The organism is Vibrio taketomensis, from assembly GCF_009938165.1.
Classification (GTDB): domain Bacteria; phylum Pseudomonadota; class Gammaproteobacteria; order Enterobacterales; family Vibrionaceae; genus Vibrio; species Vibrio taketomensis.
Genome location: NZ_AP019650.1, coordinates 40,919 through 53,793, shown reverse-complemented (window position 1 = coordinate 53,793; position 12,875 = coordinate 40,919). Strand labels below are relative to the sequence as shown.

At 47.3% G+C, this 12,875-nt stretch carries 6 protein-coding genes and 1 pseudogene; 2 read left to right on the top strand and 5 right to left on the bottom strand.

Features of this window, described 5'->3' with window-relative positions; all coding sequences use genetic code 11:
* The first annotated feature begins 26 nt into the window (after positions 1-26).
* Entirely contained in the window at positions 27-938 is a 912-nt protein-coding gene (locus tag Vt282_RS14010) for a LysR family transcriptional regulator (protein WP_162047672.1), read from the top strand.
* Positions 939-1,604: a CatA-like O-acetyltransferase gene (locus Vt282_RS14005; RefSeq protein WP_162063781.1), complete on the top strand. Its 666-nt coding sequence runs from the start codon at positions 939-941 to the stop codon at positions 1,602-1,604. It abuts the gene before it with no gap.
* A 342-nt stretch (positions 1,605-1,946) separates the two neighbouring features.
* On the opposite strand, the pseudogene Vt282_RS14000 reads toward Vt282_RS14005, so the two are convergent.
* The 5 genes and pseudogenes from Vt282_RS14000 to acnD all read right to left on the bottom strand — a co-directional run bounded on the left by Vt282_RS14000 (position 1,947) and on the right by acnD (position 12,776).
* Positions 1,947-5,091, bottom strand: a pseudogene (locus Vt282_RS14000) (efflux RND transporter permease subunit).
* A 12-nt stretch (positions 5,092-5,103) separates the two neighbouring features.
* Positions 5,104-6,249, bottom strand: a complete 1,146-nt coding sequence (locus tag Vt282_RS13995; RefSeq protein WP_162063780.1) for an efflux RND transporter periplasmic adaptor subunit — start codon at positions 6,247-6,249, stop codon at positions 5,104-5,106.
* Positions 6,250-7,015: 766 nt separating this feature from the next.
* Complete coding sequence (locus Vt282_RS13990) at positions 7,016-8,893, bottom strand: propionyl-CoA synthetase (RefSeq protein WP_162063779.1); 1,878 nt, start codon at positions 8,891-8,893, stop codon at positions 7,016-7,018.
* Positions 8,894-8,989: 96 nt separating this feature from the next.
* Positions 8,990-10,174 carry a 2-methylaconitate cis-trans isomerase PrpF gene (prpF, locus tag Vt282_RS13985; protein WP_162063778.1) on the bottom strand — a complete coding sequence of 395 codons (1,185 nt, stop codon included), beginning with the start codon at positions 10,172-10,174 and terminating at the stop codon, positions 8,990-8,992.
* 10 nt (positions 10,175-10,184) lie between these two features.
* The gene (gene acnD / locus Vt282_RS13980) at positions 10,185-12,776 is read right to left on the bottom strand and encodes a Fe/S-dependent 2-methylisocitrate dehydratase AcnD (RefSeq protein WP_162063777.1); all 2,592 of its coding nucleotides are present in this window, start codon (positions 12,774-12,776) and stop codon (positions 10,185-10,187) included.
* Positions 12,777-12,875 lie beyond the last annotated feature (99 nt).

Here is a 12,875-nt window from a genome sequence, read left to right as displayed (position 1 = left end):
CTTTTAGGTTACTAATTGGAGGCGCAATGGATCGTATCACTAGCATGGAAATCTTCGTTCGTGCAGTCGAACTCGGCTCATTTTCCGCCGTCGCAGAAGAACGTGGAATCAGTGCACAAATGGTCGGCAAACATGTGCGAGGGTTAGAAAGTAATCTTGGTACCAAACTGCTGGCTAAATCGACACGCTTTCAGAGCGTGACTGCGGCGGGTGAACGCTACTATCAGCGTTGCCAAACCATTTTGGCTGAACTGAAAGCCGCTGAGGAAGACATCTACCGCAATATGAATGAACCGAGTGGCAAGCTAAAAATATCCACTGGCGTTAATGTGGGTATCAAAGTGCTCGCCCCCAGCCTTGCTCAGTTTATGCAGCGCTATCCAAAACTCGAGATTGACCTAGTGGTCGACAACCGCCTACCGGATATCAAACAGGATGGGTTTGAGGTTATTTTCCGCGATAAGCTCGATGGTTATGAAAACCTAATCGCCCATAAACTGCGAAGCTTTGCCATGGTTGTTTGTGCTTCCCCAGAATATCTACAACAGCATGGTACGCCGACTCACCCTAATGAGCTCACTCACCACCAATGTTTGCAATCCAGTATTCATTACCTCAATCACAACTGGAGCTTCTTTGATGGCCAACAACGCTTTCAACCTGAGGTGTCGTCTAAATTAACCATTAATAGCGGGCAAGCCATGATGAGTGCTGCGATTGAAGGTGCTGGCATCACGATGCAACCCATCTTTCAAGTCAAAGAGGCACTTAAAGAAGGACGGCTCATTCAGGTATTGAGCGAGTACCAATTACCTGAAGTCAATTTGTATATGATTTATCTTCCATCCCTGCGTGACACAGCAAGGGTTACTTTACTCAAAGAGCACTTGACCCAAGTGCTCAATAGTGACAAATACAATAAAAACAAGGACTCATAAATGAACTATCAAGTGCTGGATGTGCACAGCTGGTCGCGCGCCGAACACTTTAAGTTTTACCAAGGATTCAGTCACCCTTGGTATAACATCTGTAGCAATCTCGACGTCACTGCACTGCGTAACTATTGCAAACAAAATGGCCATCGATTCTTCCATGCTTACCTCTATTTAACCCAGCAAGCTCTCAACCAATGCCAACCGATGGCAACGCGCCTAGTGGGTGATGAAGTGCGTATTTACGACACGATGCAAGTCAGTGTCGCAGTTCTCGCTGATGACGATACGGTGCGTTTTTGTGATCTTCCATATCAAGCAAACTTTGCTCGCTTTTGTCACAGAGCTAGCGAAACCGAGAGCAAGGTTAAAAATACGCCATTTATTCTTGAGCAATTTATTGGCCAAGAGATGCTGCAAAATACGGTTCACTTAACCGTGTTACCTTGGATTGATTTCACCAGTATGAGCCACGCTCGCGATACCAACTTCCCAGACAGCGTGCCTAAAATGGCGTATGGCAAGTTGACTCAAGAAGGTGATAAATGGCGTATGCCACTGTCACTCGAAGTGCATCATGGTTTGATGGATGGTCTGCATGTGGGGCAATTCATACACGCTCTGCAACTTATGTTTAATCAGCCAGAACAACTCGATCAGCAGAGTGGTTAAGAAGCCTCACTCTGACAATATGAGTTAAATAATCACAATAACGATCCAATTGAGTTTTAGACGCGTACATATTGTTACTTCGATTGTTGTTTTGCTGAGATTATCAAAGTTGTTGTGTCCATGTTAGCAATGACTTGGGACTCCTTCGAGCCTAGTCTGATTATTTACCTCAGCGCCCTTACGGTTAATTTCTCCGCTATCTCCTCGCCGGGATAGCGTTTTTTTACGCGTAATATAGTGACCACGCTTTCGGTCCTGCATGCTGAAGCCCTTTGGGTATCACGGGCAATCAATAAAAAAGGGTCGACATTGTCGACCCTTTGGATTGTTGCGAGCTAAAGATTAATTTGCTTCAGCTTTCGCTAGTTTACTTTGGCGATGCTCTTCGCGCTCACGCTTACTAAACAAGCGTTCAACCACCACGAAGAATAGCGGTACAAAGAAGATGCCAAGGAAAGTAGAACCCACCATGCCACCTAGTACACCGGTACCGATAGCGTTTTGTGCACCAGAACCTACGCCCGAGCTGATCGCTAGTGGCACAACACCAAGACCGAACGCGAGTGATGTCATTAGGATCGGACGCAGACGAACACGTACAGCGTGCAGTGTTGCATCACGTAGGCTTGCGCCTTTCTCGTAGTACTCTTTCGCAAACTCAACGATTAGGATGGCGTTCTTAGTCGCTAGACCAACAGTCGTTAGCAGACCTACTTGGAAGAATACGTCGTTTGGCAGACCACGTGCGTTCATCGCGACGATGGCACCGATTACACCTAGAGGCACAACCAGAATTACCGCGATAGGCACTGACCAGCTCTCGTATAGCGCCGCCAATACTAGGAATACAACTAGGATTGATAGAGCGTAAAGCGCTGGAGCTTGGTTACCTGATAGGCGTTCTTCATAAGATAGACCGTTCCATTCGATACCAAAGCCTGTTGGCAATTTCGCCGCCATATTTTCAATGTCGGTCATCGCCGCACCCGTACTGTAACCCGGAACTGGCGCACCTTGGATGTTCACCGCTGGTAGACCGTTGAAACGCTCTAGACGTGGTGGACCGTATTCCCATGAACCGGTTGCGAATGCAGAGAATGGCACCATCTCACCCATGCTGTTACGTACGAACCATTTATCAAGGTCTTCTGGTTGCATGCGGTATTGATCTTCACCTTGCACCATTACTTTCTTGATACGACCACGGTCGATAAAGTCGTTAACGTAAGAGCCACCCCACGCAGAAGCCAACACAGAGTTTACTTCAGCAATGTTCAGGTTAAGCGCACGCAGTTTAGAATGGTCGATGTACAATTGGTAAATTGGCGCATCTTCTTGACCATTTGGACGTACACCGACAAGGTTCGGATCTTGCGCTGCCATACCTAGCATTTGGTTACGAGCTGCGATTAGCGCTTCGTGACCATGACCACTACGGTCTTGTAGGTAGAAGTCAAAACCACCTGCTGTACCCAGTTCCATTACCGCTGGCGGTACAAACGCAAATACCATCGCTTCTTTGATCTGCATAAACGCAGCCATTGTGCGACCCGCTACAGATTGAACGTCAGTACCTGGCGCAGTACGCTCATCCCATGGTTTAAGGTTGATGAACGCCATACCCATGTTTTGACCCATACCAGCGAAGCTGAAGCCCGCTACGGTAAACACAGATTCTACAGAGTCTGCTTCTTGGGTATTTAGGTAAGTTTCCATCTTATCAAGCACTTTTAGTGTGCTCTCTTGCGATGCGTTCGCAGGTAGAATTGCTTGAGCAAACATTACGCCTTGGTCTTCATCTGGAAGGAAGGCAGTTGGCATGCGCAAGAATAGGTAACCCGTACCGATAGTGATAGCAATGAACACCAAGAACATACGACCAGTACGTTTGATGATGCTCGCTACACCTGATTCGTAGCGGTTAGTACAGCTATCGAACCAACGGTTAAATGCACCAAAGAAACCTTTGTCTGTGTACGCGTGACCTTTCTCAACTTGCTTAAGCATAGTTGCACAAAGTGCTGGAGTCAGAATCATCGCAACCAGTACCGATAGCGCCATCGCAGATACGATGGTGATCGAGAACTGACGGTAGATAACACCGGTCGAACCTGACATAAATGCCATCGGAACGAATACCGCTGATAGCGTTAGACCGATACCAATCAGTGCACCAGTGATCTGGTCCATCGACTTGCGCGTCGCTTCAAGCGGCGTACAACCCTCTTCTGACATGATACGTTCAACGTTCTCTACTACAACGATGGCATCGTCCACCAGAAGACCGATGGCGAGTACCATCGCAAACATCGTCAGCATGTTTACTGAGAAGCCAGCTGCCGCCAAGATACCGAACGTACCTAGTAGCACAACCGGAACCGCGATCATCGGAATCAGCGTTGCACGGAAGTTCTGCAAGAATAGGTACATGATAACGAATACCAGTACGATCGCTTCTAGCAGTGTCTTCACTACACCTTCAATCGAGCTACTAACGAATGGCGTGGTATCAAATGGCACCACCATCTTCAGACCTTGTGGGAAGAACTCTTCCAACTCAGCCATACGCTCCAAAACCGCATCTTTAGTGTCTAGGGCGTTCGCGCCACTTGCTAACTGAATTGCGATACCTGATGCAGGCTTACCATTGTAAAGACCCGTAATCATGTAGCTTTCAGCGCCTTTTCAACTTTGCGACATCGCTTAGCGGTACTTTGCCCGTGGTATCAGACTTCAGCACAATATTGCTGAACTCTTCAGGTGTTTGCAGTAACGATGACGATGAAATCGTTGCGTTTAGCTGTTGACCTTGAACAGAAGGTACCGCACCCAATTGACCCGCAGAAACCTGAGCGTTTTGCTCACGAATTGCATTCATTACGTCATTGGTGGTTAGGTTGTACTGGTTCAGTTTCAGTGGGTCTAGCCAAATACGCATTGCGTATTGCGCACCAAACAATTGAATATCACCCACACCAGCCACACGGCTAATCGGGTCTTGAATATTCGATGCTACGTAGTCCCCGATATCCGCTTCGTCCATCGAACCATCTTCGGAGACGAAACCTAATACCATCAAGAAACCACTACCCGCTTTGTTAACACTTACACCTTGCGCTTGCACCACTTGTGGCAGCAAAGGCATCGCTAACTGCAGTTTGTTCTGAACTTGAACTTGAGCAATATCGATATCTGCTTCAGCGTTAAACGTTAGCGTAATCGTTGCGTTACCAAAACTGTCACTTTGACCAGCAATATAGCGCAGGTGGTCAAGACCAGTCATACGCTGCTCAATAACCTGAGTTACTGAATCTTCTACTGTTTTAGCCGAAGCACCAGGGTAGTTTGCGTTAATTACAACAGTTGGCGGCGCAATCGTTGGGTATTGCGACACCGGCAGAGCGAAAATCGACAACGCACCTGCAAGCATGATGATGATTGCAATCACCCATGCAAAGATCGGTCGATCAATAAAATAACGAGCCATTATGAATCCCTATTAGCTTGCTTTTTCATCACTGATTAGTGACGGAGCAACCGCAGCTCCCGGACGGATTTTCTGCAATCCTTCCACCACGATCTTATCGCCATCTTTCAAGCCAGAAGTAATTAGCCATTGGTTATCAATCGCTTCCGCTGTCGTTACGATGCGAGATTCAACTTTGTTGTTCGCATCCACAACCATAGCGATAGCTTGACCACGAGGGTTACGAGTAATTGATTTTTGTGGCACTAGAATCGCCGCTGGATCGGTACCAACAGTGATGATTGTGCGAACAAACATACCCGGTAGCAAAGTGCCTTCTGGGTTCGGGAATTCCGCACGCAGTGTGACTGCACCCGTAGTTTCGTTAACGGTTACTTCCGCAAATTTCATTGAACCTTGGTGCTGGTATACGCTGCCATCTTCTAGGATCAGACGTACTTGAGCTGATTCAGGTTGTTGTAGCTGACCGCTTGCAATGCGTTGCTTCAGACGCAGCATTTGTGTGCTTGATTGCGCGATATCAACATTGATTGGGTCAAGTTGAGAGATCTTCGCTAGCGCTTGACCTTGGTTAGCGGTAACTAGAGCACCTGGCGTCACGCTAGATTTACCAATTTGACCAGAAATAGGCGCTTGTACTTTTGTGTAAGCTAGGTTGATTTCAGCGTTGTTGATCGCTGCTTTCGCCACTGCCACACTCGCTTTCGCTTCAAGGTATGCCGCTTCTGCTTGATCGAAATCTTGTTGACTGATTGCTTTCGTTTTCAATAGCTCTTTAAAACGCTTAGCAGTCGCACCGGTTGATGCTAGCGCTGCTTCTGCGCGTTTTAGTTCCGCTTTGGTACTGATCAGAGCCGCTGCATAAGTTGCATCATCAATTTGGTACAGAGATTGACCTTGCTCTACATAGCCACCCTCAACAAAGCTACGTGCAAGTACGATTCCGTTAACCTGTGGACGAACTTCAGCTTCCATGTACGCGCGACTGCGACCTGGCAATTCCATCGTAATTGCTTGTGGCTGGCTTTTCAGTTCGATGATATTCACCGGAACTGCCGGTGGTGTTTGGTCTTGAGATGCTGCATGTGACGACATATCACAACCAGACAGCCACAGCGCAAGCGAAATTGCAGAAGCAATCCTAAGTTTATTGTTCATTTAATCTCCATTGAAAACTTTCAACTTAATTGCAGATTTTTGCTCCAGATGGTCGGCAATAAAACGCCAAAAGCCTTTACGAAAAATCAACATAATTTATAAAATAAATATATTATCTTTCGCTAGAGCTCTTTACTATCCAGATGGTAAATATGGTAAGCAAATATGCCACAATTTTGGGATCAATGTAGAGAAAATAACGGATAGGAGCATAAAAATGTTCCGATACGTAACCAAACTTTACAATAAATTCAATTAATCAATTCGATAAAAACATTTAAACAACTGATAGCCGTTTAATTACTTATTTTATTTAACATTTAAAACCATATTTGTTTTCGTCTCCTGTAAAACGCAGAGGCGATACATACACACCAATAAACATCTAAGTTATTGATAAATAAAAATTAGATTAAAGCAGCCTTCTGTTAGCTCTTAACGCAGTTGACACGTTCAAACACATTAAGCAAATAAATCGGACTCGATTACACGCGCGAAAAGTTACTAACGTGTAATTTGCCAATAAGTTTTCATTTGATTTTTTTAGTAGTCGTGCACAAAGAAATGTAAATATTTGTCAATTTTACCTTACAAAACCCTGTAACTAAAATAGCAAATACTTGGATTAAACCTCGGTATATTTATTCACTTTATAAATGCCGATTTGATTAATATAAAGTTAAAAGCCAAATACCTATTTCCTTTATTCAAAAAAGCGGCCGTAGCCGCTTATCTTTGTGATATAGATCCCTATCAACCCACTACATTAACTCCTTAACGCTCGCTCAATCTCACTAATGCTGGTTGGGTCATCAATAGTGGATGGCACGGTGTACGCCTCACCATCGGCAATCTGACGAATGGTGCGACGCAATATTTTACCCGAGCGGGTTTTTGGTAAACGCTCGACCACCAGCGCATGCTTAAAACACGCCACGGCACCGATGGAATCACGAACTTTACTCACTAGCTCACCTTCCAGTGTTAATGAGTCAATGCTTATGCCATCTTTAAGCACCACAAAACCCAGTGGCAACTGACCTTTTAGTTCATCATGAATGCCCACCACTGCACATTCGGCAATGGCTGGGTGCCCACCGACAATTTCTTCCATTTCACCAGTTGAAAGGCGGTGACCAGCGACATTAATCACATCATCAATGCGCCCCATGATAAACAAGTACCCCTCCTCGTCGAGATAACCACCATCGCCTGACACATAATACCCAGGGAATTGGCTTAAATAGCCGCTCTCAAAACGGTCATGGTTGCGCCAGACCGTAGGTAAGCAACTCGGTGGTAAAGGACGTTTTAAAGCAATATAACCTTGTTGATTAGCCGCGGTTGGCTCGCCTAATTCGTCCAGAATCTCAACCTGATAACCCGGAATAGGCTTGGTAGATGAGCCAGCTTTGACCGCCATCATTTCCAATCCGGTTGGGTTACCACAAATTGCCCAGCCCGTTTCAGTTTGCCACCAATGATCAATGACGGGTTTGCAGGTATGTTCTTGCACCCACTCTAAAGTTGGCGGATCTAAGCGTTCACCGGCCATAAAGATGGTTCTGAGCTTTGAAAGATCAAACTGCTTAAGGAACTCCCCTTGTGGGTCTTCTTTCTTAATCGCACGAAATGCCGTAGGTGCCGAGAATAACGCGTCAACGCCATACTCCTCACACACTCGCCAAAATGCACCCGGATCGGGAGTACGTACTGGCTTGCCCTCATAAAGCACCGTAGTACAGCCATGAATGAGCGGTGCGTAGACAATATAAGAATGCCCAACCACCCAACCCACATCGGATGCCGCCCAAAACACCCCGTCTTGTGGCATATCGTAAATGGTATTCATTGAGTACTTCATCGCGACGGCATGACCACCGTTATCACGCACAACGCCTTTTGGCTTTCCGGTCGTACCGGAAGTGTAAAGAATATAAAGTGGATCGGTTGCCAATACAGGGACACACGCATGTGGAAGCGCAAACTGGTAGGCCTGTTGCCAATCAACATCGCGCTCTTGGTTCAGTTCGGCTTCGCATTGAGGACGCTGAAAAACAAACACTTTCTCTGGCTTCCAACGACTGTCCATTATCGCTTTATCCACCATCGGCTTGTATGGAATCACTTTGTTCACTTCAATGCCGCACGATGCCGTCATCACCACTTTCGGCTCGGCATCTTCAATTCGAACGGCAAGCTCATTGGGAGCAAAACCACCAAACACCACCGAATGAATCGCACCTAAACGTGCGCAGGCCAACATTGCCATTGCTGCTTCGGGAATCATTGGCATATAAATCACCACACGGTCGCCTTTGGTAACCCCTTCTCCTGCCAGCATACCTGCAATGGTGGCTACTTGCTCGCGCATCTGTTGATAGCTGTAACGTTGCTTTATGCCTGTCACCGGTGAATCATAAATCAGTGCGGTTTGTTCACCTCGTCCTTGTTCACAGTGATAATCGAGGGCTAACCAGCAAGTATTAAGCACACCATCCGGGAACCAACGCTCAATGCCATTTTCATCATTGGCTAATATTGTTTTGGGAAATTCAAACCAATCAATTTGCTTTGCTTGTTGGTGCCAAAACTGTTCAGGCTGCTCTTGTGCCCATTGGTATTGCTCTTGATATGCAGACATATTGCTTCCTCCAGTATGTCTTGGCATCACGCACGACCACTCATACGCTGCGAAATACCTGAATTTTTATCGTACTTCTTTTGTTCTTAGCGCTGCTTAAGAAAACACATCGAAGGGAACTCGAACGAATCCTTCCATTAAGACTCGTGCACTGCGGCTCATCGACACTTTATTAATTGACCACTCACTGCCATTCACTCTTGCTTCGGCGCCTACTTTCAACGTTCCTGAAGGGTGCCCAAAGATCACGCTCTGCTTTTCTCCGCCACCTGCAGCTAAGTTGACTAACGTTCCGGGTACACTGGCTGCAGAAGCAATCGCCACCGCAGCGGTTCCCATCATCGCGTGGTGCAACTTGCCCATTGATAGCGCTCGCACATGGAGATCAATTTCATCAGCGGTTATGGTTTTGCCACTCGATGAAACCCAAGTTTTCGCTCCCGATACAAAAGCAACTTTTGGCGTATGTTGGCGACTTTTCGCCTCATCAATCTCCTTGATTAAGCCCATTTTGAGCGCACCATAAGCTCGAATGGTCTCAAATCTCACCAGTGCTTCTTCATCGTTATTAATGTCATCCTGTAGCTCAGTACCTTGATAACCCAGAGACTCAGCATCAATAAAAATAGTCGGGATGCCAGCGGTAATTAAAGTGGCGTTAAATGTGCCAACGCCCGGAACTTCGAGATCATCAATTAAATTCCCAGTCGGAAATAGACGACTGTCTATCGCGGCTGGATCGATAAAATCCACTTGAATTTCAGCGGCAGGAAACGTCACGCCATCGAGTGCAAAATCACCGGTTTCTTGCACTCGCCCATCTACCATCGGCACATGTACCACAATGGTTTTATTGATATTGGCTTGCCAAACTCTTACCTCAGCAACACCGTTGCGCGGCAATCGCTCAGCACTGACTAAACCCGCTTGAATCGCAAATGGACCAACTGCGGCGGAAAGATTGCCGCAGTTGCCACTCCAGTCAACAAAGGGATTGTCGATGGATACTTGTCCGAACAGATAGTCCACGTCATGGTCTGGCTTGCTACTGGCGGAAACAATCACCGTTTTACTGGTACTTGAGGTCGCGCCGCCCATACCATCAATTTGTTTGGCGTAAGGATCTGGGCTTCCAATAACACGCATTAGCAACTTATCACGCGCATCACCGGCCACTTGCGCCTCTGGCGGTAGATCATTAAGGCTAAAGAACACACCTTTACTGGTGCCACCTCGAATATAGGTCGCTGGGATACGTAATTGAGGTCTCACTCGATTCATAGTCACCTTCCTACTGAGCAAGAAAATCTTGGGCAAAACGCTGCAACACACCACCCGCTTGGTACACGCTGACTTCATCTGCGGTATCAAGACGGCACGTGACTGGTACATCTAACTTCTCACCGTTCGCACGAGTGATCACTAAAGCCAAATCGGTACCAGGTGCAATCTCCCCGATAACGTCATACAGTTCGGTGCCATCTAATTGCAGCGTGTTGCGATCGATTCCAGACTTAAATTGCAGCGGCAATACCCCCATGCCAACTAAGTTGGTACGGTGAATACGTTCAAACCCTTCGGCCACAATCGCTTCAACTCCGGCCAGGCGCACACCTTTTGCTGCCCAGTCACGGGATGAACCTTGACCATAATCAGCACCCGCCACCACAATTAGCGGCTGCTTGCGATTCATATAAGTTTCAATCGCTTCCCACATGCGGGTGACTTTACCCTCAGGCTCGACACGGGCAAGCGAACCTTGTACGACTTGACCATTTTCTAGCACCATTTCATTAAACAGTTTCGGATTGGCAAAGGTGGCACGTTGCGCGGTTAGATGGTCGCCGCGGTGAGTGGCGTAGGAGTTAAAGTCTTCTTCCGGTAGTCCCATTTTCGCTAGGTATTCACCGGCGGCGCTACTTGGCAAAATCGCATTAGAAGGCGAAAGGTGATCAGTCGTAATGTTATCGCCCAGTATCGCCAGTGGTCGCATACCTGCAAGTGAACGCTCACCTGCCAACGCTCCCTGCCAATAAGGCGGGCGACGTATGTAAGTACTCATTTCACGCCAATCATAGAGTGGGCTTTGACTGCGCTCAGAGTCATCGAGTTTAAACATCTGAATATAGACTTGGTTAAACTGCTCCGGTTTGACGTATTTGCCCACCACCGCATCGATTTCCTCATCACTAGGCCAGAGGTCATTCAGATAAATCGGCTCACCTTGCGCGTTAGTGCCCAGCGCATCACGCTCAATATCAAACCGAATCGTACCCGCTAGCGCATAAGCGACCACCAGCGGCGGTGATGCAAGAAATGCCTGTTTGGCATAAGGGTGAATACGGCCATCAAAGTTACGGTTACCCGATAACACCGCTGTTGAGTAGAGATCACGTTCAATAATCTCTTGCTGAATTTCAGGGTCCAACGCACCACTCATGCCGTTGCAGGTAGTACAGGCATAAGCAACAATCCCAAAGCCAAGTTTTTCCATTTCACTTAGCAAACCCGCTTCTTCAAGATATAGCTTGGCCACTTTAGAGCCCGGAGCAAACGAGGACTTAACCCAAGGCTTGCGCACTAAACCAAGTTGGTTGGCTTTTTTCGCTACCAAACCTGCTGCCACCACGTTGCGCGGGTTACTGGTGTTAGTGCATGAAGTAATCGCCGCAATAATCACAGCCCCATCCGGTAGCTTTCCATCTTCTTGATGCTCTTGCTGGCGAACGGCAATCCCGCGCTGCGCAAGTTCAGAAGTTGGTAAACGGCGATGTGGGTTTGAAGGGCCTGCCATATTGCGCGTCACGCTAGAGAGATCAAACTCAAGCACACGTTCATATTCAGCGCTATCTAACTGATCTGCCCAAAGACCGGTCTGCTTGGCGTAGTTTTCGACAAGTGCCACTTGCTCTTCGTCTCGACCAGTCAGTTTTAAGTAGTTGATGGTCTGCTCATCAATGTAGAACATACCGGCAGTCGCACCATATTCTGGCGTCATATTGGAGATGGTTGCGCGATCGCCAATAGTGAGGTCTCGAGCTCCTTCACCAAAGAACTCAAGGTAGCTTGAAACCACACGCTCATTGCGCAGAAACTCGGTGATCGCCAATACAATATCGGTCGCGGTAATCCCCGGTTGACGTTTACCGGTTAGCTTCACGCCGACGATATCTGGTAAACGCATCATCGATGGTCGGCCGAGCATCACGGTTTCAGCTTCAAGCCCGCCAACGCCAATCGCAATTACACCCAACGCATCAACGTGTGGCGTATGGCTGTCGGTACCCACACACGTATCTGGATAAGCGATACCTTGTTTGGCTTGCACCACGGGTGACATTTTCTCAAGATTGATTTGGTGCATAATGCCGTTGCCTGCGGGGATCACGCTGACGTTTTCAAAGGCGGTTTTACACCATTCAATAAAATGAAAGCGGTCCTCGTTGCGGCGATCTTCAATCGCGCGATTTTTCTCAAATGCGTCTGGGTCAAATCCGCCGTGCTCAACCGCCAAAGAGTGATCCACAATCAACTGTGTTTCAACCACAGGATTCACTTTTGCAGGATCGCCACTTTGTTCCGCAATCGCATCACGCAGACCCGCCAAATCCACCAAAGCTGTTTGGCCAAGAATGTCATGGCAAACGACACGCGCCGGATACCAAGGGAAATCGAGATCGCGTTTGCGCTCAATAAGTTGCTTAAGACTCGCTTCCAACATAGAAGGGTCGCAGCGACGTACTAACTGCTCGGCCAGTACACGCGATGTGTAAGGTAGCTTACTGTAGGCGTTAGGGGAGATAGCATCCACAGCTTCACGAGCATCAAAATAATCTAGCGAAGTGCCTGCAAGTGGTTTTCGGTATTGAGTATTTATTGTCATGGGCTTACTTCCAAGTAATTTCACTCTTCCCCACATAGCTCTGTGGGGAAGAGTCACTCCAATCTTTAAAATCGTGCTGGTCACACAAACTAATCGGTA

Coding starts and splice junctions, on each gene's coding strand:
- Vt282_RS14010 (WP_162047672.1), top strand. CDS start 27: ATGGATCGTATCACTAGCATGGAAATCTTCGTTCGTGCAGTCGAACTC.
- Vt282_RS14005 (WP_162063781.1), top strand. CDS start 939: ATGAACTATCAAGTGCTGGATGTGCACAGCTGGTCGCGCGCCGAACAC.
- Vt282_RS13995 (WP_162063780.1), bottom strand. CDS start 6,249: ATGAACAATAAACTTAGGATTGCTTCTGCAATTTCGCTTGCGCTGTGG.
- Vt282_RS13990 (WP_162063779.1), bottom strand. CDS start 8,893: ATGTCTGCATATCAAGAGCAATACCAATGGGCACAAGAGCAGCCTGAA.
- prpF (WP_162063778.1), bottom strand. CDS start 10,174: ATGAATCGAGTGAGACCTCAATTACGTATCCCAGCGACCTATATTCGA.
- acnD (WP_162063777.1), bottom strand. CDS start 12,776: ATGACAATAAATACTCAATACCGAAAACCACTTGCAGGCACTTCGCTA.